The 21,407-nt window shown below is 61.6% G+C and carries 18 protein-coding genes and 2 pseudogenes; 3 read left to right on the top strand and 17 right to left on the bottom strand.

Annotated elements, in window-relative coordinates; all coding sequences use genetic code 11:
• Together tssK and tssJ are read right to left on the bottom strand one after the other, a co-directional pair.
• Positions 1-674, bottom strand: a 674-nt coding sequence (tssK, locus tag ACF8E5_RS14485; protein ID WP_392475435.1) for a type VI secretion system baseplate subunit TssK, incomplete at its 3' end; no start/stop codon positions are given.
• Entirely contained in the window at positions 671-895 is a 225-nt protein-coding gene (gene tssJ / locus ACF8E5_RS14480) for a type VI secretion system lipoprotein TssJ (protein ID WP_392475436.1), read from the bottom strand. The genes tssJ and tssK, both read right to left, overlap by 4 nt.
• A 185-nt stretch (positions 896-1,080) precedes the next feature.
• On the opposite strand from tssJ, the gene ACF8E5_RS14475 reads away from it, so the two are divergent.
• Positions 1,081-1,659 carry a hypothetical protein gene (locus ACF8E5_RS14475; protein ID WP_392475434.1) on the top strand — a complete coding sequence of 193 codons (579 nt, stop codon included), beginning with the start codon at positions 1,081-1,083 and terminating at the stop codon, positions 1,657-1,659.
• On the opposite strand, the gene ACF8E5_RS14470 is transcribed toward ACF8E5_RS14475, so the two are convergent.
• Positions 1,617-2,609, bottom strand: coding sequence for a hypothetical protein (locus ACF8E5_RS14470; protein ID WP_392475433.1), 993 nt, complete (start codon positions 2,607-2,609; stop codon positions 1,617-1,619). The two genes, ACF8E5_RS14475 and ACF8E5_RS14470, sit on opposite strands and share 43 nt — an antisense overlap.
• Positions 2,606-3,624 (bottom strand): annotated as a pseudogene (tssG, locus tag ACF8E5_RS14465) (type VI secretion system baseplate subunit TssG). The gene ACF8E5_RS14470 and the pseudogene tssG overlap by 4 nt, the downstream one beginning before the upstream one ends.
• Positions 3,625-4,059: 435 nt before the next feature.
• On the opposite strand from tssG, the pseudogene ACF8E5_RS14460 reads away from it, so the two are divergent.
• Both ACF8E5_RS14460 and ACF8E5_RS14455 read left to right on the top strand, forming a co-directional pair.
• A pseudogene (locus tag ACF8E5_RS14460) lies at positions 4,060-4,915 on the top strand (IS5 family transposase).
• 178 nt (positions 4,916-5,093) lie between these two features.
• Positions 5,094-5,891 carry a hypothetical protein gene (locus tag ACF8E5_RS14455; protein WP_392475432.1) on the top strand — a complete coding sequence of 266 codons (798 nt, stop codon included), beginning with the start codon at positions 5,094-5,096 and terminating at the stop codon, positions 5,889-5,891.
• A gap of 18 nt (positions 5,892-5,909) precedes the next feature.
• Here ACF8E5_RS14455 and ACF8E5_RS14450 read toward each other — a convergent pair whose 3' ends face one another.
• The 13 genes from ACF8E5_RS14450 to ACF8E5_RS14390 form a co-directional block, all read right to left on the bottom strand.
• On the bottom strand, positions 5,910-6,773 hold the full coding sequence (locus tag ACF8E5_RS14450) for a phage integrase N-terminal domain-containing protein (protein WP_392475431.1): 864 nt from the start codon (positions 6,771-6,773) through the stop codon (positions 5,910-5,912).
• Between the two features lie 848 nt (positions 6,774-7,621).
• Complete coding sequence (locus ACF8E5_RS14445) at positions 7,622-8,746, bottom strand: STY4528 family pathogenicity island replication protein (protein ID WP_392475430.1); 1,125 nt, start codon at positions 8,744-8,746, stop codon at positions 7,622-7,624.
• Positions 8,747-8,878: 132 nt separating this feature from the next.
• Positions 8,879-9,166, bottom strand: a complete 288-nt coding sequence (locus ACF8E5_RS14440; protein ID WP_196186759.1) for a HigA family addiction module antitoxin — start codon at positions 9,164-9,166, stop codon at positions 8,879-8,881.
• A 26-nt stretch (positions 9,167-9,192) separates the two neighbouring features.
• A complete protein-coding gene (locus ACF8E5_RS14435; RefSeq protein ID WP_058639901.1) occupies positions 9,193-9,462 on the bottom strand; it encodes a PAAR domain-containing protein in 270 nt (89 codons plus the stop codon).
• Positions 9,463-9,496: 34 nt separating this feature from the next.
• Positions 9,497-10,366, bottom strand: coding sequence for a hypothetical protein (locus ACF8E5_RS14430; protein ID WP_392475429.1), 870 nt, complete (start codon positions 10,364-10,366; stop codon positions 9,497-9,499).
• A 16-nt stretch (positions 10,367-10,382) separates the two neighbouring features.
• Positions 10,383-11,396 (bottom strand): DUF6708 domain-containing protein, encoded by a 1,014-nt coding sequence (locus ACF8E5_RS14425; RefSeq protein WP_196126124.1) that lies wholly within the window; start codon positions 11,394-11,396, stop codon positions 10,383-10,385.
• A complete protein-coding gene (locus ACF8E5_RS14420) occupies positions 11,397-12,446 on the bottom strand; it encodes a hypothetical protein (protein WP_392475428.1) in 1,050 nt (349 codons plus the stop codon).
• A gap of 12 nt (positions 12,447-12,458) precedes the next feature.
• Complete coding sequence (locus tag ACF8E5_RS14415) at positions 12,459-13,472, bottom strand: DUF6708 domain-containing protein (RefSeq protein WP_392475427.1); 1,014 nt, start codon at positions 13,470-13,472, stop codon at positions 12,459-12,461.
• A complete protein-coding gene (locus ACF8E5_RS14410) occupies positions 13,472-14,665 on the bottom strand; it encodes a toxin VasX (RefSeq protein WP_392475426.1) in 1,194 nt (397 codons plus the stop codon). The genes ACF8E5_RS14415 and ACF8E5_RS14410 overlap by 1 nt, the downstream gene beginning before the upstream one ends.
• 12 nt (positions 14,666-14,677) lie before the next feature.
• The gene (locus tag ACF8E5_RS14405) at positions 14,678-15,685 is read right to left on the bottom strand and encodes a DUF6708 domain-containing protein (RefSeq protein WP_058639689.1); all 1,008 of its coding nucleotides are present in this window, start codon (positions 15,683-15,685) and stop codon (positions 14,678-14,680) included.
• Positions 15,685-18,264, bottom strand: coding sequence for a T6SS effector BTH_I2691 family protein (locus ACF8E5_RS14400; protein WP_325943699.1), 2,580 nt, complete (start codon positions 18,262-18,264; stop codon positions 15,685-15,687). Before ACF8E5_RS14400 ends, ACF8E5_RS14405 begins: the two co-directional genes overlap by 1 nt.
• A gap of 9 nt (positions 18,265-18,273) precedes the next feature.
• Positions 18,274-19,158, bottom strand: a complete 885-nt coding sequence (locus ACF8E5_RS14395) for a DUF4123 domain-containing protein (RefSeq protein ID WP_058639687.1) — start codon at positions 19,156-19,158, stop codon at positions 18,274-18,276.
• Positions 19,155-21,263, bottom strand: coding sequence for a type VI secretion system Vgr family protein (locus tag ACF8E5_RS14390; RefSeq protein WP_058639686.1), 2,109 nt, complete (start codon positions 21,261-21,263; stop codon positions 19,155-19,157). Before ACF8E5_RS14390 ends, ACF8E5_RS14395 begins: the two co-directional genes overlap by 4 nt.
• Between the last annotated feature and the right edge of the window lie 144 nt (positions 21,264-21,407).

Below are 21,407 nucleotides of genomic sequence, written 5' to 3'. Positions count from 1 at the left end.
GCGGCCTCGCGCATCATTTGCCAGTTGGCGTGGCTGCGGTCGAGCTGGAAGTAGCTGAAGCCGGAGTGGAACGGCAGGTGGCGCGGCACGGCGGACAGCGAGACGCTGGTGGGATAGGAGTGCTCGTCGAGCACCAGGCTGCCGTCCGGGCGCTTGTCGAGGATGTGGCACAGGGCGATGCCGGTGAAGGCGCTGCGGTCGTCCCGTTCCAGGGTCAGTTGCAGGTTGGGGATGGCCAGATCCATGCGGATGTGGTCGCCTTCCTCGCTGTGGGTGTCACGGGCTTCCTCGGAATGCGCGATGTAGCGGGCGTTGGCGTAGGTATCGGGCCACTGCACTTCCAGCACGCCGTCGGACTTGAGCGGCAGGGTCAGGTAGACCACCTGGCCGGCGCTGGTGGCGTCGGCGATGGTCAGGGGCGCGGGCGGCGGCTGGTCGTTGGGGATGTTGAAGACCGTGCCGTCGGGCATGACGCCCTGGGCCCTGACGATGGCGATCTTGCCGAAGCTCAGGTACTCGTGGTTCAGCTCCAGCACGCTGAAGCCGTACAGGTGTTCGCTGACGGCGTTGATGCGCTGGTTGGCGTGGTGTTCCAGTGCGCGGGTCTGTTGTTGGAAGTGCTGCGGCTTGACGAACAAGCCTTCGCTCCAGATGACAGAGTTCCTTGATGTCATTTCGTCGGTCTCGGTTTCGGCTGGCGGTAGCGCTCTTCGGTGATGGCGACCGCGTTGTCGTGGAGGATGACCAGCAGGGCGTACTTGTGCCCGTTGGGTTCCAGGCGCAGTACCTGTTTCCAGGTGGCGCCGTCCTGGTCGTGGAAGTTGGCGAAGACGGCGATGTAGCGGGTGTCTTCGTGGATGTCCGCGTAGTCGATGAATTTGAACTGGCCGGGCAGCAGGATGTAGGCGTCATCGACCAGGTAGGTGCGACCGAGGGCTTTCTTGAGGCTCTGGTGAGCAGGTCTTGGTCGGCGTTGAGGAACAGCGAGTCGTCCTTGAGCTGCAGGATCTTGAAGGTGATGGGCGTGGCTACGACTTCGGGCGCGGGGCCGGCGGCGCTTCCGGCCAGGGCGCTGCTGGCGTGCTGCCAGACGTCGCTGGCGGTGCCGAGCCAGGCCGGTGCATGGTCGTCGAGGGTGTGTGGCGCCAGGGGGACGTTGTAGGGACGCGGTGCCAGTGCTTCGAGGTCGGGAATGCCGGACAGGGCCGGGGTGGCGGGTGTGCTATCGGCTTTCGGGATTTGCAGCGAGGGCTCGAAGGGGATGCCCTGCGCCAAACGCGCAGGTGCGTCGTCCGGGCCGCCCGACTGGAGGTGGTCGAGCAGGACGCTGAGCTTGTCGACCAGATCGAGCCGGTCATGGCCGGTCAGGTTGATCTGGTACAGCGCCTGCCCGGCGCTATCGACCACCAGGGGGCTGGCCGTGGCAGGGGTGTGGATGGTGACGTCCGCTTCGGCCTGCGGGATGTTCGGGTTGGGGTTGACGCTGGGGCTGGCATACAGGCTGAACGCGACTTGCGTGGTCGGGCCGAGGGGGTCTTCGTCTTCGCCAAAGCCGAAAAGGCTGCAGCCGGACAGGCTGGCGGCGACGAGCAGGAGGGCGAGGTGTGGTCTGAGGTTCATTGCGCTGCTATCCCTTGGGTGCGCTGTGCCTGGTCGTAGGCCTGGTGGAATGCTTGCCAGAATCTTTCCAGTTCGGCGCTGGACGGGGCGGACTGCAACATGGCGTCGAGCCCTATCGTGATGGCATGGGTGAGGAGGGCGTCGGGCTGTTGTGCCTGTGCCGGGTTCATGGCGGTTTGGGTGGCTGTGGCGCTGTATGTCGTCGGCGCCGAAGGCTGGAGGATGTCGAGCAATGGCCCGGCGGTGCAGGCCGGTGCGGGCGGCAGCTCTGCCACCAGGTAGGAGCTGACGGCGGCTTCGGGCCGTGCGACGGGCAACCCGCTGATGGCTTCGAAGCGGGTGGCGGCCAGATCCGGCTGGGTGCTGGCTGGCGTCATGCCGTGGTGGATGTCTTCGATAAGGCTGTACTGATGCGCTTCCTCGACGATGCGGCCGGCATTGAGGGCCAGCAGGGGGTCGAGATCGCCGTTGCCGGGCTCTGCGCCTTCCAGCCAGCTTTGCAGGAGGTCTTTCTCTGCCGTGGGGGCGCTGTCGGGCAGGACGTCCGGCGCCAGTTGCTCGAACAGGTCAAGGCGCTCGTCCTGGAGGTTGAGCAGTTCGCCCACGTCGTACTGGATCAGGTGGCGCGACGGGTCGGGCAGCGCATGTTGCTGGTCGTGCAGGTGGACGGATACCCGGTAGGGGCCGATGTGCAGGATGTCGCCTTTGGCCAGGCGGGCGCTGACGTGCAGGCCCAGGGCGGCATCGCTTCCGTTCAGGCGCATGTGGCCCGAGCGGTCGACGACGCAGAACAGGCCTTCGTCGAGCACGATTTCGCAGTGCACGGGGAGAATGCGCTCGCGGTTGTCGCTGAGCAGCCAGTCGGTGCCGTGGCTGCCGATGGTGCCGCCGGCGGCGTCGAAGCCGTAGTTGGGCGCGCAGCCCTGGCGCAGTATCTGCGGGTTGACGACGATCAGGGCGATGCGTGGCGCATTGGCGGGCCGGTTCATGAGCGCACCCGGATGCGGACGGTGGATTGGCTGCGCAGGCTCTGGCGATCCATGAAGCTCGTCCAGCCCAGATGGGTGCCGTTGCTGCGCTTGAGGTTGAACGGCGGTACTTCTTCCTGACGCAGCCCCAGCTCCAGGTCGTAGGCGGTCGGGTCGGGCAGCAGGAAGTCGATCAGTTTGCGCAGCCGGGCGAAGTTCTCGCCGCTGGGCAGGAACTGGCGGAAGCGCTCCTGATTCAGATCGCGGATGACCAGGGTGAACTTGCTGGCGCGTGTGCGCACCCGGCCGCCGAGGACGAAATTGTCGCCCAGGGTGCCGTTGCGTTTGCCCAGCGCCAGGCGCTGGGGCTGCGGGATGTCCATGTAGCGTTGCTCGAATTCGCGGAGGCTGACGTCGGTGAGGTCGAAGCAGTGGGCGATGATGCCCGAGACGACGGTGGGCGAGCGGCTGCGGCTGGCAATCATCCCCACGAAGCTCAGCAACCGGCTCCAAGGCAGCGGTGTGGCGCCGCGCAGGGCGGCGTCATCCAGACCGATCATGGCGAAGATGTAACGAGAGAAGCCGTCAGTGGCGCCTGGTTGGAAGCGCCGGTAGTAGCGGTACCTGGGCCAGCTCTAATGCAACAGGGTATGCAGGCGATGGTTGAAGAAATTGAAGTAGGCCAGGCGTACACCGATGCCCTGCGCATGCTCATAGGCCACTTCGTCAAGGTAATAGCTGGGCAGCGGCGAATAGGTGCCATGCAAGCCAAAAAAGTGGTTTGAATGTGGTAACGATCCTCTCCAATCTCCCCAGTGTGCTCAGCACTGAGTACATCGGCGATGGGGAGTGACAGTTTCGGAGAGACTTCGAGTCGCAAGCGTCTTCGGGTTTGTGGGGAAGGGGAGCGTTGCTCAAGATCATCGCCGTGTACCTGGTAAATCAACTCCAGAAGCTGGAAGTCCGAGTACTGATGGGCCTTTGGCAACATGCAGTCCACAAGCAGCACGGACTTTTTGTCTAATTCATCGCCCATGTCAAATCCTCAGAGAACGGGATGGTTTCTATATGAGGGGTAGATTTGTAGGGATAATTACCGGTTAGTAGGCGTTGATCAAACAGGCGCTATTCGGCAGTTGTGTCCAAAAGAAAACCATGCAATGAAGAAGGGCTTCCAGTCGAGGCGCGAAGTGTAAGCAGATGTTTTTAGAAAGTTGGTTATCGCTCTGTCGCGCAGCCCACCGCATTTTTCTGTTCGAAATAAGTCTGGCGCGTGGGATGTTCAGTCGTGCTGGTTGCTGCCGCTAATTCCGAGCAATGCGGTGGGGCAATGCAGAATTTCGAGTTAAATGCTCGGTTACGGCGGGCTCAGCGGCTAGGCTCTGTCTGAAATCCCAAGAAACTGAAATGTGGCCCCGGAACAGCCCGGGTTCGGTACAGTCGCCGACCATCTACGGAAAGGAATTCTGTGATGGCAAAGCGTTATGAGCTCTCTGATGAAGCGTCGGAGGTGGTCGCCGATCTCTTTACGGCAGTCCACGTCAGGGGCAGGTCCCGCAGCAGTGATCGCTTGATGCTCGATGGTGTTCTCTGGGTGCTCTGCTCAGGAGCAGCCTGGCGAGATATGCCCGAGCGTTTCGGGTCTTGGGCGACTGTCCATCACCGCTTCCGAGTCTGGCGAAACTGCGGAACGTTCGATCAGATGCTCAGACGATTGCACCTCAGACTCAATGACAAAGGCTTGATTGATCCCCACACCTGGATGATCGATTCGACCGCTGTTAGAGCAACCCGTGCTTCATCTGGAGCGCGGAAAAAAGGGGGCCTGACGAGCCTGCCGATCACGCTCTAGGCCGAAGTCGTGGCGGCCTGACAACCAAAATCCACATGCTCTGCGACGCCAGCGGGATACCGTTGCGCTTTCTCCTCTCTGGCGGTCAAGCCAGTGACATCAGCTACGCCCAACTACTGCTGGACGAGGTCAGCATTCCATCGAGCCAACGTGGCCGCCCGCGCAAGCGCTGTAAGTGGCTACTTGCCGACAAGGGCTACGACGCCGAAGCGCTACGCCGCTACTGCGACCAATATCGAGTGCAGCCCGTCATCCCGTTGCGCTCGATGAAGCGCAAGCCCAAGCCTGGCTTACCCAGACTGTTCGACCGGCCCAAATACCGACAGCGCAACATCATCGAACGCATGTTTGGCTGGTTGAAAGAGAACCGCCGGATCGCACGCGCTTCGACAAGCTCGCAAAAAGTTACGCCGCGATGGTTTCGCTGGCTTGTGTCCTGCGGTATATGCGACGGCTTTTTTCAGACAGAGCCTAGCGCAGTTCAAGGTGTAATGCTCGCCTTGCGATTTAATCTATATAAAATACAGAGAATTGCAGCAGGCCCGATAAGCAAGCCGTCTTCGGAGCGAGTTGCCATTTAATGGCAGCGTTGCTCTGCAGGCGGTTTTTCTTTCGGGTCGGTATAACCATGTGAGCATGTAAAGGAGCATTGATTGGACGCGTTTATTGCCTGGATAAATAACCCGCTTGTACAAAGCGCTGTTATATCCCCACTTATCGGCGCCATATTGGGGCTGCTATTTGGCGGATTCAACAACACCCCTTCGCCTGCGGCACCTGTCACAGTGCAGCAGACCGTTATCACCTTCAGACAAACGGTCGTGGTGAATCAAAGCCGGGGAACATCCTCTTCTTCGGACGACGTATGGGCTTACCTTGGCGCTCTGTTCATTGTCGTGGCCGTTGTCATCTGGGGGTATAGCCGTTACGCCAGTGAAATCCTGCACTATTGGCTGAGTGGGGTGTTTTCCTGCACGGCGTTTATCCTGGCGGCTGGTTTGGCCTCTGCCATCCGGGGGCAATACAACAGCGCGGAATGGGGCTGGTACATCTTCACGCCCCTGGTTGCAGTGGGCGCCTCTATCTACCTGACCGAACTGGCGCAGGCAGGCATTATTGCCGGCGCCCGTGAGGCTGCTTTCCGCTACGGGATTATCGATTACTATTTTGATGTACTGGAGGACGAGCATCGGATTTGGATACTGTCCCAGCTCTTCGGAGTCGTGATGGGGGTTGGCGCAACGCTTGCTGCGGCGCTTCGGTCACTGCATTACCTCGCCTTGATGAATCAGCGGGCCAGCGGTGCACTGTCTTCGGTCTGGTTTGCCTTGGCGCGGTATACCCGGTTTTCCGCACGGGCCGGCGGCGTTGTGCTGCTGATCATGCTGCTTGGCGGGGCCTACTTCATGCTCTCAGGCCTGGCGTATGAACTGTGGATGCGACGAGGCTAGCCAGCGACTGCCCGGCGACTAGCGTCCCACATACAGCGTGACGATCTGGTGCCGTTCATGGCCCAGTTCATGGCTGATGATCTGGCGAGCCTGCCTATCGATCTGGCGCTGGGCCGGGGTTAGCTCACGCGCGGTTGGCCCGCCCGCAGCCGGCGCCTGCCAGCCGGTCAGCGCCTCATATCTTGCCTGGGCGTAATGATGGCGCAGGCCATGCATGTTGCTCAGCCCTGCCGCCTTGCACTGGCCGTCATACACATGTTGCTGCTGGATGTAGGACTTGTTTGCCGGGATCAGCGAACTGGCCCTGGCCAGTGTCCGCGCCGCATCGAGCACCGCCCGTTGCTGCGGCGTCGTAATGGGGACGCTGCGCGGTTTGCCGCCTTTCGTCCATGAGCCTTTGAGCGCGATGTGATCGCCCCGGTCGGCCCAGGTCGGCTGGAACTTGATGCACTCCTGGCGGCGCAGCCCGAAGGCGGCTTGCAGGCGCAGGCTCATCTGCACGTGCGGATCGCGGATGGCATCCAGGCGTTCGTCCAGAGTCTGCGCCTTGCTCTGGTTGCTGCTGTACTTCGGCTCGGGAATGCCGAGCTGGCGATTGTCGGCAGGTAGCAGGCCGGCCTTGCCGATTTTCTCGGCCCACCAGCGCAAGTGACTCAGGCGGTTCTTCAGGGTTCCGGTCGAGAGCCCCTGTGCCTGCCACTGGTTGAGCAGCGTATTGACGTGATTGCCCTTGAGCGAACGGGCCTGCATCTGGTTGAACCCGGCATCACGCAACTGGCGGGCCATCAGCGTCAGCGAGCGCTGCCGGTCAGCCTGCGTGGCAAAGCTGCCGTCACGGTTGCGTCGGCACAGCTGTATCAGCGTCCAGGTCAAATCGTCCATCGTCTGCCTCCTGTGTGCCGGGTGTCGCGTCATGCTGAGAACTTGATCGGTTAGTGTTGTTGCCAACTCGCTATCGCGAGATCCCCGAAGGGCGAAGGGCTGGGTGCTCAGCGCACCCCTTGCCTCGGCATGAGGCGTCCACCTTGCTTCCTGTGGGAAGGCCGGGCGGCATGTCAGCGTGCGTAGTGCATGGATAAACCTCCTGTGGATGGGATAAAGGAAAGCTCTCGGCTGATGACGACAGCGGGCATGGGACAGACAGGCAGCAGGACGCTGCGGCGGATGGGACGACGCCGAATGGCTGGGAGATAAAAGTGGCTCACCCTGTGGCAGGGGCGGTGCGCAAATGGGCCTGGCGCGCCTGGGGTGGCTTCATCCTTGCGGACAGGCACTTGCAGAAGCCGGTGCCTTTGGGTGGCCGGATGGGTACGGCTGCGCAATGACGGCGCATGGACGCTGCGCCAGCATGTCCGGCATTACACCTGCCGGCAGGTCAGTGCGGGGTCAGTATCGCGGGGCATCATCATGTGCGACAGCGACAATAGGATGCTGCCCCAGCCCGTATTGTTGCGGCGGTTCGCGGTGTCGTCACTGCGGTGTGCAGTGACGACACCAGCAGGCCCCGGAGGTCGTTCTGGCGCAGGAAATGACTTGGCCGACGCGGTAGAGGCAACGCCTTCCTGCCATCTGCAGCAGCCACGGCATGCCGCCTGTGCGCTTCGCCACTGACGCGGCCTGCGGCCTTGTCGGCTGCCTGATCCGCCAGGACAGAGGCCGTCCTGACGGCTCAGGCAGCTTGCAGTGGATGGGGCAGCCGCGCTGACTGCAACCACCGGATCGCCGAACCGTCATGCAGGCCCGGGCCGCCATCCCTTGCCCTGCAGAAAGCGGGTGGTCAGCTCGCCGGCATTCGCAGGCCTGTTCAACATGTTGCGGATGTTGGCAATGTGCGCCCTGACCAACTCCGGGTCGGCGGGCTTGAACTCGGGGGCTGGCGTTGAGGATGGAGACGGGGTGACGGCGGGTTTTGCCGCAACGGCCGGACAGGCAGGCTGGCGCAGCTTGCGGCCAGCCCAAAAGCGGAACTCCCCGGCCAGCACCCGCTTGATCAACCCGAAGAAATAGGCGATCACGTTGTGCACCGTGCCGCTCTGGCTGCGGGCCTGCAGCTCGTCGAGCACATCCTGGCGCTGAGCCTCGGGCAGGCGCCGCAAGGCCACGACCACATCCTGCTGCTGCCGTGGGGCAAGCCGGCCCAGGCAGGGAGGCAATGCAGGCGGGTTATCCCCAGCCCCCTCTTCGCGCGCGCGGTACGTACGTTTTTTATACTTATACATACTATACGTAGGGTCGGCACCTTCCGTTACGGCAGCCATCGTCGTGTTCTGTGGCGGAACCGAAGTGCACTGAGCAGACGGGATGTCGGCCGGGTGTTCCGGCGACGGTGCGGTCGTGGATTCGTCGGAAGCCCTCGGAGTCGTCGGGCCTGCGTCGTCGGAGTCATCACCGCCGGACGAGGCGTTTGCCTGTGCGGCCTGGATATGCGCGGCCACACGCGCCACCTGGTTGTTCCCCGTGGCCTCGCGCAGCAACTGCGGCAGCGTCGGGGCAAGGGCGCAGGCCTGGGCGAAGTGGTGTGAATGGTCATGCACTTGATACTGCTCGCTCAGGACATGGCCGGTCAGCGGGTCGCGCTGCTGACCGGCCAGGCTGATCCAGCCAGTCAGGCGCAGTACCACCAGGACGCGCCAAGTCGTTTCATGGCCGGCTTTCTGGCCGAGCGGAATAGAGGTGAGGTAGCGGCGCAACTGCCCGAGGCTGGCAAGCGAACTGATACCGTCAGGGGCACGCAGCATGCGCAGCATCTGCCAGCCATTGCGCTCCAGTGGCGTGAGGCGGGCATCGAGCATCAGGGCGGTCGGGGTGGCGAACATGGTGTTGTGCGTGTGTGCAGGCGTTTGCGGGATCGTCATGAGCATTTCTCCGGTGTCGGGGGCTGGTTGGCCGGTGTTCCTATCTCACCGGAGACCTGAACGGGTGTCAGGCGACAATGCGTTCTGTGGCGTCACCGCATTGCCGGCAACTGACGACCGTGGGCCTGCCTGTCACGTGTATTGCGGGGTGTACAGCGGCGCGATGGGCGGATGCGGGCGCTGCCGGGCTTGCCAGAGCGACCAGGCCTGCTGTTCGGCCAGATACTGGCGTGCTGTGCCCAGACCGGCCAGCTCCAGTCGGTGGGCCAGGTCGGCATGGATAGGCGTCCGGCCATTGAGTACCGACCGCAACTGACGGCTTGAATAGCCCAGGTGCGCTGCCAGGGCATCGAGATTCATGCCCAGCGCCGGAAGCACATCAAGGCGCAGTGCCTCGCCTGGGTGGGGTGGGTTGTGCATAGTAGAAGCTCTCCTCTAGCAGCCGGTTATGCTTTGTTGTAGTGCTCTGCACAGGATGATGAGACAGTGCAGCCGCAGGCGAGCTGCGCGGGCTCGAACACCATGGGACGGCCATTCTGGATGGCCGTGCCGTCACCGCCCGAGACCAGCGGGTAGGTGCCCTTGCATTTCGGGCATTGCGCCTCGTCGCCGAGCAGGCACTGCGGGATGCCGTCCACGGGAAAGCCGCTGGCCTCGATCATCGTGCCGCCGCCGGAATGACTGTCTCCCAGGCGAATCGCGCCGCGTCCTGACATTTTTCTCTCCTTCGGTGCACGGCACCGTGCAGTTTTATTCGCTCTTGCAACCGAGCTGCTGGCGCATCTGTTCTTCCAGGGGTTCCGCTTGTTCTGCGGGCAGGTTGCGGAAAACGTTGTCCACGTTCTTGCAGCCTTTTGGCTGCAGGGGCTGCAAGGTATTGCCCTTCAGCAGCCCCCACCCGACGCTGAGAGCAAACGCAACCAGCACTGGCAGAATGACCCAGAGGAACATCTTGGCTCTGAGCCGATAGAACGTGCCCCACTCGCTTTCTTCTTCATTGGGTGCCCTGTTGCTGGCGGACGTCTGCCCCAGACTGGCAGATGATGGAGTGACTGCAGTAACGGAAGGTGCATCGTTCGCTACAGGGGGTGGCGCGTCGCTGACACAGCGCTTGAAGTAGGCTGCTACCCGGGACTGGCCATAAACCGTTTCAGCCCGACGCCAATCGCCGGCGGACACCAGCAGCAACTCCAAGGTACCGCTGAAGCACCCGTCGCTCAGATAGCGGTAGACGAAAAAGTACTGGTCACCCAACAGGTGTTCAAGCTGCGCCAGATCCTGCTCGAACTCATCGTCTCCCATGTGGTGGTAAGACTGCACGATCTCCTCGCCTGCAAAGCGCACTTTCACCGTATCGCCATCATCATCGAAATCGGCGGTGAAGGCACTACCCAGCTTTTCTTCCAGCCACTCGACGATACCGAAGGTGCTTTCCTTGAAATCCAGGAAGTAGCCATAACTTGTGATCAAGGCGTTCACGTAATCGTCTACTGACGATGCCGCCTGATCCCCCGCGCGCTCGTTGAACTGCTGGATAAAGGCTTCGCGCACGGCATGTGCCTGCTCGTCGCCGGGGGCGGCGAATACAGCGGAGAATTGCTCCCACGTTGGAATTTGCATGGTATTGGTTCGCTCTCTATGTTTCCGCCGGCGCCGATGCTCGCCCGGCTTCCTCGATGGCGCGGGGGAAGCGCGGCTCGTAGCACAGCAGCAGGGACAGCCAGTGGCCGAAGGCGTGGATCAGGATCAGCGGCAGCATCAGGATGTTGAGCAGCACGAACACCCACAGGGCGCTGTTGCGCAGGAAGCGGGTGTCCAGGCCCCAGGCGGCCTTGAGGGACAGCCAGGGCCAGGGGAATTTGGGAATGAGTTTTTCGGGCGCCGGGGCGGCGGCGGGGCCGTCTTCCATATAGCGGCGGATATATTCCCAGAAGGCCAGCAGTTCGCTGGCGTTGCGGATGGGTTTGCCGACGAAGGCAACCTCTATGTCATCAGTGGGATTGCCTTCGAGATCGGTGCCGTCGCCTTTGTCCCAACTGAGCCACACAAAACCGCCTGTGCCTTCGAGTTCGGTCATGTTCTTTTCGACGATGATCTGGGCCTTGTCCCAGTCCATGATGCGGGTGCCGCCGATAAGGTTGGGACGCAGCAGGTAGACCTTGCGGGTAATGCGGTTGAAACGAATGATCAGGCGGCGGGCGGTGAAAGCCTCCAGAAATATATATCGGAAAGCATATTTATAGTAAATATATAAGGCGGAGATCGGGATTAATAGGGCGAAGCTCAGGACTGTAAAGTCAAAAGCCCCCACTGGCTCCCCATTTTTCGCATGGCCTGTTACTGCGAACTGAATAATGATCCATATCAGGCCGAACAGCATGCATAGGAGTATTGCTGCAGCACTGCCTATGGATAGTGTAATAAGTCCGCGCTTTTCATCATTGGGAGTGCGCACATCGATATGAGTATTGTTATAGGCATAGAGCGACTCGTTGTCATAAACCGATTTCGATACCGACTCCTGAACGCTTTCCGGCGCATTGAGTACAGGTTGCCCCGGCTGGCGTTGCTGATTTTTGGCTTCTTCTGCAATTTCTTCATAGGATTTCTGGCTCTTGGACCAATGAAACCCCCATTCAAATAAATACATTTAGAGTGTACTCCCTACTGCGCGCTGCATAATCTCTATCTTCTTCTCTTCCGTATCGACTATCCCCTTGCTGCGATCCTTGCGGAAAGTGCTATGGCTCAAGTAGCGTTGGAGATCATTGGGCAGAAAATACATCAAGCCCGCAGTAATGGCAAAAATAAGGATATTCAGGCCAAAGAAGATGCGAAGCATAAATACCATGCGTGCAGCTAAGGATTTAGAAACTACCAATGTTCTCTCGAACATCACGCGAATGCCAAAGTTTCCACCATGCCGCTTGAACATATACTCAAGGAAGGGGCCGGATGAGGCGAGACCAATGGCAATTGACAAACTAGCTACACCAGTTTGTGCTACTGCACGAAGTAAATACAAAGAGCCAAGTGTGTATTGTTTCGTGGCAAACCCTTCATAGCCATCAGCAAGATCATATCCAGCCCCCACCGACGCCGCCACGCCTGCCAGTGTGCCTGCTCCCAGCCGTAAGCCACCCCTGAACATTTTGCCAGCCTGCTGGACGGCTGCACTGCCGCTCCTTTCGGCAAAGCCCGCCGCCGTCGCTCCCAATTCCAGTGCCGCTGCCGATACTCCGATCATTGCCGCGGCGATCTCGATGTACTCCCGGCTCTGTTTGTCGGCCGCATCGGCCTTGACCATCAGGTTCCAGACTTCCAGCACCGCCACCAGGCTGCCGATGCGCACCTCAGTCATCGGCCCCTTGATGCCGGCGCGCAGGGCCTGGTAGAAGCTGCTGGCCGTCGAGCGATCCAGGCGCCGGGTGGCGCCCTGGCTCAACGCGGTGCCACCCCGCGTCTCCAGGTGGAAATGCTGCGCGAAGCGCCCCAGGCGCGCCTGGTGGGGGCGGCACAGGTGCGGTGGCAACTCAGGAAGTGCGCGGCGTTGCGGGGCGCTGCCGCAGACCACGCCGTAGCGCAGCGGCAGGATGGCGAAGGTGCGGGTGCAACTGACGGCCGGCCCCGGGCTGAAGAGCTGCTCCAGCTGGCTGCGGTTCTCTGCATACTGTTCGAAGGTTTCTTTCCAGCTGAGCATGTAGATGGGCCTCTAGGTTTCCGTTCGCGCCGATGCTCGCCCGGCTTCCTCGATCACGCGGGGGAAGCGCGGCTCGTAGCACAGCAGCAGGGATAGCCAGTGGCCGAAGGCGTGGATCAGGATCAGCGGCAGCATCAGGATGTTGAGCAGCATGAACACCCACAGGGCGCTGTTGCGCAGGAAACGGGTGTCCAGGCCCCAGGCAGCCTTGAGGGACAGCCAGGGCCAGGGGAACTTGGGAATGAGTTTCTCGGGCGCCGGGGCGGCGGCAGGGCCGTCCTCCATATAGCGGCGGATGTATTCCCAGAAGGCCAGCAGCTCGCTGGCATTGCGGGTGGGTTTGCCGACGAAGACCAGTTCGGTTTCATCGGTGGGGTTGCCGTCGAGGTCAGTGCCATCGCCTCTGTCCCAGGCGAGCAGCACGAAACCGCCCGTACCCTCCAGCTCGCTCATGTTCTTTTCGACGATGATCTGGGTCTTGTCCCAGTCCATGATACGCAGGCCACCGATAAGGTTGGGGCGCAGCAGGTAGACTTTGCGGGTAATGCGGTTGAAACGAATGATCAGGCGGCGGGCGGTGAGGGCCTCCAGGAATATATAGCGAAAGGCATACTTGAGGTAGATACAAAGAGCGCAAGCTGGAATAAGGATGATGCCTATAGAAGCGAAGTAATCGGATGTTGTTAGTATCTCTCCATTTTCTGCGTGCCCAGTAAAAACAAATTTGTAGAAGATATATAGAAATTCAAAGAGAGCTTTTGTAAGCATCACGCCTATACCCCCGACAAACATTGTAATCAAGCCACGCTTTTCATCATTTGGGGTGCGTACATCGATATACGTGTCATTGTAAGCATAGAGCGATTCGTTATCGTAAACCGACTTCGATACCGACTCCTGAACGCTTTCCGGGGCGTTCAGTTCGGGTTGCCCCGGCTGACGCTGCTGATTCTTTGCTTCCTCCAGCCTTTCCTCATAAGAAGAAAGGCTCTTTCCCCAATGAAATCCCCACTCGAACAGATACATCAGAGCGTACTCCCCACGGCGCGTTGCATGATCTCGATCTCCTTCTCTTCCGTATCAGCGATGGCCTTGCTGCGATCCTTGCGGAAGGTGCTGTGGCTCAGGTAGCGCTGGAGGTCGTTGGGCACGAAGTACATCAGACCAGCCGTAATGGCGAAAGTGAGAAGATTCAGGCCGAAGAAGACACGGAGCATGAAGACCATGCGGGCCGCCAGGAATTTCGAGGTATTAACACCCACCTTAAGCGTTGAGCTCATAAAGGCGCTACTACCATGCCGCTTGATCATATAGTCAAGGAATGGGCCGGATGCAGCTAAACCAATGGCAATTGACAGACCTGCTACGCCAGTTTGTACTGCTGCACGAAGTCCATATGCAGATGCAAGCCAGAGGTTTTTTGAGCCAAACTCTTTGCTGGCATCTTTAAAGTCATACCAAGCCCCCACCGACGCCGCCACGCCCGCCAGTGTCCCCGCACTCAACCGCAAGCCACCCCTGAACATTTTGCCCGCCTGCTGGACGGCTGCACTGCCGCTCCTTTCGGCAAAGCCCGCCGCCGTCGCTCCTAATTCCAGTGCCGCTGCCGATACTCCGATCATTGCCGCGGCGATCTCGATGTATTCCCGGCTGCGCTTGTCGGCCGCATCGGCCTTGACCATCAGGTTCCAGACTTCCAGCACCGCCACCAGGCTGCCGATGCGCACCTCGGTCATCTGGGTCAGCGGGTCGGGGCTGTAGAGCAGGCGCAGATCTTGGACGTCGTCGAGGTCGTGGATCTTGAACAGCCAGGTCATGCTCCTGATGGCTTCCAGGGGGTTGAGTGACGCCAGAGTATCCCAGGGCTTGTCCGGGTCGATGAAGTCAAGCGTGCCGAGAGGCGAGATACGGTACTGGCTGTGCCAGGCGTACTGGCCGGTGCTGGCGCGCTTGATCAGCACGTAGAGGAAGCCTTCACGCAACGGGCGGATGGCGTAGCTGGCTTCGCTCAGTTCACCGACCTGGTGGGGGCGGCACAGGTGCGGTGGCAACTCAGGAAGTGCGCGGCGTTGCGCGGCGCTGCCGCAGCCCACGCCGTAGCGCAGCGGCAGGATGGCGAAGGTGCGGGTGCAACTGACGGCCGGCCCCGGGCTGAAGAGCTGCTCCAGCTGGCTGCGGTTCTCTGCACACTGTTCGAAGGTTTCTTTCCAGCTGAGCATGTAGATGGGCCTCTAGGTTTCCGTTCGCGCCGATGCTCGCCCGGCTTCCTCGATCACGCGGGGGAAGCGCGGCTCGTAGCACAGCAGCAGGGACAGCCAGTGGCCGAAGGCGTGGATCAGGATCAGCGGCAGCATCAGGATGTTGAGCAGCATGAACACCCACAGGGCGCTGTTGCGCAGGAAGCGGGTGTCCAGGCCCCAGGCGGCCTTGAGGGACAGCCAGGGCCAGGGGAATTTGGGAATGAGTTTTTCGGGCGCCGGGGCGGCGGCGGGGCCGTCTTCCATATAGCGGCGGATATATTCCCAGAAGGCCAGCAGTTCGCTGGCGTTGCGGGTGGGTTTGCCGACGAAGGCAACCTCTATGTCATCAGTGGGATTGCCTTCGAGATCGGTGCCGTCGCCTCTGTCCCAACTGAGCCACACAAAACCGCCTGTGCCTTCGAGTTCGGTCATGTTCTTTTCGACGATGATCTGGGTCTTGTCCCAATCCATGATGCGGGTGCCGCCGATAAGGTTGGGGCGCAGAAGGTAGACTTTGCGGGTAATGCGGTTGAAACGAATGATCAGGCGGCGGGCGGTGAAGGCTTCGAGGAATAGGAAGCGAAAGGCGTATTTAAAGTAAAAGTAAAGAGCAAGGACTCCGGTGGCTGGTGTCAAGATCAACCCGAATATATAGAACTCAAGTCCTGGAGAGCCGGAGGAAGAGTCGTATAGTCGACTAATGGCCAGCCAGAATGCAGCAAGTGCTCCCCACATTAACATGCTGCCGGTGCCGCCTGCGGCCAGTGTGATTAAGCCGCGCTTTTCATCGTTAGGTGTGCGCACATCGATATAAGTATCGTTGTAGGCATAGAGCGACTCGTTATCGTAAACCGACTTCGATACCGACTCCTGAACGCTTTCCGGGGCGTTCAGTTCGGGTTGCCCCGGCTGACGCTGCTGATTCTTTGCTTCCTCCAGCCTTTCCTCATAAGAAGAAAGGCTCTTTCCCCAATGAAATCCCCACTCGAACAGATACATCAGAGCGTACTCCCCACGGCGCGTTGCATGATCTCGATCTCCTTCTCTTCCGTATCAGCGATGCCCTTGCTGCGATCCTTGCGGAAGGTGCTGTGGCTCAGGTAGCGCTGGAGGTCGTTGGGCACGAAGTACATCAGACCAGCCGTAATGGCGAAAGTGAGAAGATTCAGGCCGAAGAAGACACGGAGCATGAAGACCATGCGGGCCGCCAGGAATTTCGAGGTATTAACACCCACCTTAAGCGTTGAGCTCATAAAGGCGCTACTACCATGCCGCTTGATCATATACTCAAGGAAGGGACCGGATGAGGCGAGGCCAATCGCAAGTGACAAGCTGGCAACACCGGTTTGTGCTGTTGCACGAAGAAAGTATAGATAGTCGATAGATGTATTTTCATTCTTAGCATTTTCCCAGAAATCGGTGTAGTCATACCAAGCCCCCACCGACGCCGCCACGCCTGCCAGTGTGCCTGCTCCCAGCCGTAAGCCACCCCTGAATATTTTGCCCGCCTGCTGGACGGCTGCACTGCCGCTCCTTTCGGCAAAGCCCGCCGCCGTCGCTCCCAATTCCAGTGCCGCTGCCGATACTCCGATCATTGCCGCGGCGATCTCGATGTACTCCCGGCTCTGTTTGTCGGCCGCATCGGCCTTGACCATCAGGTTCCAGACTTCCAGCACCGCCACCAGGCTGCCGATGCGCACCTCAGTCATCGGCCCCTTGATGCCGGCGCGCAGGGCCTGGTCGAAGCTGCTGGCCGTCGAGCGATCCAGGCGCCGGGTGGCGCCCTGGCTCAACGCGGTGCCACCCCGCGTCTCCAGGTGGAAATGCTGCGCGAAGCGCCCCAGGCGCGCCTGCAGCGCATTGGCCAGCAGCCAGTTGGCCGGCTTGTCCAGGGCGCTTGCCAGGCGGTTCTGGAACAGCCGGCTGCCCAGGGTGCTGACCAGCAGCGCGCCCCCGGCGAGGCGGTCGGCCGGCGGGCCGGAGGTGGTTACGGCGGCCAGTTCTTCGACCAGGGCCAGGCTGGCGGTGTAGATGTCGGTCAGGCCCTTGAGGCGTTCCTGCAGTTGGGCTTCGTCGAGCAGCCCCAGCATCAGGCCGGTACGTTCGCCAAACAGCGTGTTCAGTTCGTCTTCGGCCGATTCCTGGTTCTGTGCCAGCGAGCGCCAGAACAGGTTGTCGTTGGAGATGCCCTGTTCGCTCCAGCGCGTCAGCAGCGCATCGCCGACGCGGGTGGCGTTCATGCCGACGATGGCCTTGGCCATCTGGGTCTCGAACAGCAGCCCCTGTTCCAGGTCGTTGCGGTCATAGCGGGCCAGGGCATCGAGCAATGCTTCGCTCTGCAGCCACAGCAGGTGGTCGGCGGCGCGGGCATCCCTGGCCTGGTCGACGGCCTCGACCACGGCCCGGTAATCGCGCAGGTAGTCCTGGCGCATGCCTTCGTTGATGTAGGGGGCGTAGTCTTCCCAGCTCCGCTCCCGCGCCTGGCGGATTTCAGCCTGCTGCACCTGCTGCTGATGCTCGGGGTTGCGGAACGAGCGCATGTTGCCGCGCGACATCATCACGACCTGGGCGTTGTTCTGCAAGTACTCGGAGGACGTATAGGTGACGCCGAGGGTGTTCTGGTGCTGGGTGTAGCTGTGTTCGGCCTGCTCGGCCAGCGCCTTGCGGATATTCTCGATGGCGAAGGCGATGGTGAACTTGCGCTGGTTGTCCAGGCCTTCGGCGTCGGTGCGCTGCATGAAGGCGTCCAGGGGTTCCAGGCTGGCATTGCGCCAGGCGTTGAGTTCCTGGGTGATGCCGATGGCGTCGTCCACCACGATGGCCACCCCGCGATGCTGCGGCTTGTTCGCCGTGGGCATCATTTCCGCGCGGGCAGCCATCACTGGGACGTTCGCGCCATTGAACGGCTGGGCCTGGATCAGTGTCTTGAGTGCGCCCTGGTGCTGCGCCGCGAAGTCGGCGATCAGGTCGAGCCGCTCGTAGGTGAGGACATGGGGGAGTGCCTCGGGTGGGGTCTCGCTGGCGCAACTGGCGATGTCGATGGACGCCAGCGTATCCCGGTAGAGCTGCAGTATGCGGTACTTGCGCAGGGTGTCCTGGGTCAGCGGGTCGGGGCTGTAGAGCAGGCGCAGATCCTGGACGTCGTCGAGGTCGTAAATCTTGAACAGCCAGGTCATGCTCCTGATGGCTTCCAGGGGATTGAGTGACGCCAGGGTATCCCAGGGCTTGTCCGGATCGATGAAGTCGAGCGTGCCGAGAGGCGAGATACGGTACTGGCTGTGCCAGGCGTACTGGCCGGTGCTGGCGCGCTTGATCAGGACGTAGAGGAAGCCTTCGCGCAACGGGCGGATGGCGTAGCTGGCTTCGCTCAGTTCACCGACCTGGTGGGGGCGGCGCAGATGCGCTGGCAACTCGGGGAGTGCGCGGCGTTGCGCGGCGCTGCCGCAAACCACGCCGTAGCGCAGCGGCAGGATGGCGAAGGTGCGGGTGCAACTGACGGCCGGCCCCGGGCTGAAGAGCTGCTCCAGCTGGCTGCGGTTCTCTGCACACAGTTCGAAGGTTTCTTTCCAGTCGTACATGGGGGTTCCTCAGTATGTCCGCTGGCGCGTACGCGCCTGAAGGGCTTCGGCGAGCGGCCGCCCGTGGTTGAGGGCGTCGTTCAGGGCTTGCTGCCAGGCTGGTGTGTTGTGCAGGGCTGGCCCTTGAAGGGCCATGAGGGTGACGTAGTCAACAAGGTCGGCCTGGCGGGTAAGGCCGTGTTGGCGGGCCTGCTCCAGGTATTGGCGAACCAGGCCAAGCCGTGTGCTCTGGCAGTTCTCTTTGGCACCCACGGCTTGCAGTGGCGCCTTGAGCTGATCCGCCAGGCGGTAGAGCAGCGGGTCTCCCGCCAGCATGTCCCAGCAGTCCTGGTCAATCCGGATGGGCGGCACATGCAGGTGTTCCGGCTTGTCGTAGCCGGAGAGGCGTCGCCAGGCTCTGTGTTGCGGGTCCGCCAGGGCGACCCACCAGCTGCGGATCGGCGCCAGCCATTCGGCGATACCGGGCAGGTCATGGCGGGCATGCAGGATGGGCAGAGCGTGCTCGGTGTGATAGCGAAGCATGTAGCTGGCATCATCCGGCCCTTCGACCACGGCGGCCTTGCTCAGGTGCTCTGCCAGCCTGGCGGGAGGCAGGGCACTGACGATCCAGCCACAGAGAGCATCACCCGCTGTCCGGCCCAGGGCGCTGTAGAAGTCGGACTGACCTTGCAGGTCGGCATCGGGCTTTGTGCCGAACAGCCAGGGGCCGATTTCGCGCAGGTTGGCGAGCTCCGGTTGTTGCAACAGGGGCCAGGCGTTTCCCCTGTGCGTTTCCCGCAGCGCACTGCGTTCGGCTGGCTCCAGTCGGGACATTTCGACCAGGCCGGCCAAGCGATAGGCTGGGGACTCGCGCAGCTCGTCAATGATCAGGGCTGCGGCGGAATGCTTGCTCATATGCCCTCCATGCGAACGACACTGCGCCCTTCGGCGATGGCCTTGAGCAAACAACTGACGCAAACCGGATCGCTCGGGGTCGGCACGCCGCTGGCGGCGATGGAGTGGCCCGAACCATTCGTTTGCAACGCAAGTGGCCCATTGAACTGGAGTGATACGCCATTGAGGGTGATGCCGGAGTCGTCGATGCGCAGGGTGCCGCCAGGGGCCTTGAGTACCACGGCCTCAGATGCCTGGATTTCGTATACCTGGGTCTTGTGGACGATGGCCTGGCCGGCCTGCAACTCGACGCGGCCTTCGACCTTCTGGTACAGGTGTCCGCCGATCTCGATCCAGTGGTCTGCGGTGGTTTTGTCGCGCCGGTCGTTGCCGACCTCTTCGATGCGATCCTTGCCCGTCTGGATGTTGTGGTTACGGGCGATGTTCAGGTAGTCGTCCTGGCCAATGGCATGGCGGCGGTCCTGGCCGATGGTCACCTGCTCGTCGTTGCCTACCGTCTCCTGGCGGTCATGGCCGATGGTGATGGTTTCATCGTGCTCCACCTGTTCGCTGCGGTCGCGGCCGACGACGATGGTTTCGTCGTTGCCGACGCGGATGTTCTGATCCTTCTGTGCATGGATGAAGATTTCCTCCTGGCCATGCTCGTCCTCGAAGCGCAGTTCGTTGAAGCCCTGGCCCTTGTGGGTCTGGCTCTTGATGGTCATCCGCGTCTTGTGCCGCGGTAGCTCGTAGGGCGTGGGATGGGTGGCCGGATAGGTTCGGCCAGTGATGATGGGCTGGTCGCAATCACCGTCGAGGAAATCGACGATGACTTCCTGGCCAATGCGCGGGATGGCGATATGGCCCCAGGCGGCGCCGGCCCAGTTCTGGGCAACGCGAATCCAGCAGGAACTGTGTTCGTCGCCTACTGCCAGGCGATCCCAGGGAAATTGGACTTTCACCCGACCGAACTCGTCGCAGTAAATCTCTTCGTCCTTGGGGCCTACTACGGTGGCAATATGTGGGCCGTCGATACGTGGCTTGGGCGGCAGCGGGGCGCGCCAGTCGGTGTGGTCATGCAGCAGCTCGGCGCTGAAGTGGTAGCGGGTGCCCTGTTCGGCGTCGGCGGCGTCTTCCTGCTGGCTGGTGGCCTGCACGCCCTCGTGATGCAAGCGCAGGGTGCGCCAGCCGCGGTTCATGTCGTCGCGCGGGTGGCCGCTGAGGGTAAACGCGGGGCCGGGCAGCAGACGGGCATCGTCGCCTTCGACACGGGCCAGGCGGGCATCGCCGCGCAGGGCAAGCAGGCGGGTCTCGGTAAAGGGCTTGCCAGCCTCGTCCTGTTTGTAGCGGCCAGGGTACGCGTAACGCTCGTAGTCGCTGCGCTGGTGGTCGAGCTCAACGCCGTCGACGCTGTGCTGCTGGTTGTAGCGTGGGTGCTTGAAGGTGTAGTCACGCTGAGTCTGGCGGGCGGTGCGCACCTGCTCGGCATAGACGAAGCGGTGCAGCGCGGGCCTGGGCGCATCGCCACCGGCCTTGGGGTTGTAGGTGACGGGTTCGCCGTCGATGGCACCGTGGCTGTAGAGGCGGTCGCTGAAGACCAGGCGGTGGCCGTCGGCGCGGTGCTCGAAGGCGTAGTAGAAGCCTTCCTCGGCGGCGAGGCGCTCGACAAAGGCGAGGTCGGTCTCGCCGGCCTGGACGCAGTATTCGCGCGGCAGGTGCTCACGGGTGGAAACGAGCTCGACATCGGTGATGCTGTGCTGGGCGATGACCTGTTCGATGATCTGGGGAACACTCAACGCCTGAAAAATGCGCCAGTCGGCGCACAGGCCGAGGCGGGCCAGGGCGGGCTCGACGGTGGCACGGTAACGGGTGCGGCGGTGGCCGGTGTCGGCTTGTTCGAAGGTGCTAACCAGGCCATGGACATGGCGCACAACACTGCCCTGGGCAATGCTGAGGGTCAGGGGCTGGTCGAGCAGCTGGGCGAAATCGATGGCCGGGTCGAAGCTGGCCAGCTCGAGGTGCAGGCGAAAGGGTGTGGAGAGGGCCTCGTCGAGGGAGAAGGCGGCCACCTCGAAATCGCCGGCAGGTGCGGTGACGGTGAAGTGCAGGTCGGATTGGCGCGGCATGACGTGCTCCTTGCGGGCCGGAATGAGATATCCGGCTGTCCGTGGGCAAAGAGAAACCGCTGCTGGCGGTGGCCGGCAACGGCGGTTCGCTTATCAGGCGACAGGCTTGCGCCAGTCGTCGGAGGCCTCGGTGCCGGCCACGGC

Source organism: Pseudomonas sp. WSY_20 (genome assembly GCF_043104335.1).
GTDB lineage: Bacteria > Pseudomonadota > Gammaproteobacteria > Pseudomonadales > Pseudomonadaceae > Aquipseudomonas > Aquipseudomonas parafulva_B.
The sequence above is the reverse complement of the archived record's forward strand: the minus strand, read 5'-3'. Positions and strand labels throughout refer to the sequence as shown.

Excerpts from the sequence above, each read along its gene's own strand:
- ACF8E5_RS14435 (WP_058639901.1), bottom strand. The coding sequence starts at position 9,462 with ATGTCAGGACGCGGCGCGATTCGCCTGGGAGACAGTCATTCCGGCGGC.
- ACF8E5_RS14405 (WP_058639689.1), bottom strand. The coding sequence starts at position 15,685 with ATGTATCTGTTCGAGTGGGGATTTCATTGGGGAAAGAGCCTTTCTTCT.
- ACF8E5_RS14450 (WP_392475431.1), bottom strand. The coding sequence starts at position 6,773 with ATGGACGATTTGACCTGGACGCTGATACAGCTGTGCCGACGCAACCGT.
- ACF8E5_RS14425 (WP_196126124.1), bottom strand. The coding sequence starts at position 11,396 with ATGTATTTATTTGAATGGGGGTTTCATTGGTCCAAGAGCCAGAAATCC.
- ACF8E5_RS14410 (WP_392475426.1), bottom strand. The coding sequence starts at position 14,665 with ATGCTCAGCTGGAAAGAAACCTTCGAACAGTGTGCAGAGAACCGCAGC.
- ACF8E5_RS14440 (WP_196186759.1), bottom strand. The coding sequence starts at position 9,166 with ATGCACAACCCACCCCACCCAGGCGAGGCACTGCGCCTTGATGTGCTT.
- ACF8E5_RS14415 (WP_392475427.1), bottom strand. The coding sequence starts at position 13,472 with ATGTATCTGTTCGAGTGGGGATTTCATTGGGGAAAGAGCCTTTCTTCT.
- ACF8E5_RS14470 (WP_392475433.1), bottom strand. The coding sequence starts at position 2,609 with ATGAACCGGCCCGCCAATGCGCCACGCATCGCCCTGATCGTCGTCAAC.
- ACF8E5_RS14395 (WP_058639687.1), bottom strand. The coding sequence starts at position 19,158 with ATGAGCAAGCATTCCGCCGCAGCCCTGATCATTGACGAGCTGCGCGAG.
- ACF8E5_RS14390 (WP_058639686.1), bottom strand. The coding sequence starts at position 21,263 with ATGCCGCGCCAATCCGACCTGCACTTCACCGTCACCGCACCTGCCGGC.
- ACF8E5_RS14445 (WP_392475430.1), bottom strand. The coding sequence starts at position 8,746 with ATGACGATCCCGCAAACGCCTGCACACACGCACAACACCATGTTCGCC.
- ACF8E5_RS14400 (WP_325943699.1), bottom strand. The coding sequence starts at position 18,264 with ATGTACGACTGGAAAGAAACCTTCGAACTGTGTGCAGAGAACCGCAGC.
- ACF8E5_RS14430 (WP_392475429.1), bottom strand. The coding sequence starts at position 10,366 with ATGCAAATTCCAACGTGGGAGCAATTCTCCGCTGTATTCGCCGCCCCC.
- ACF8E5_RS14420 (WP_392475428.1), bottom strand. The coding sequence starts at position 12,446 with ATGCTCAGCTGGAAAGAAACCTTCGAACAGTATGCAGAGAACCGCAGC.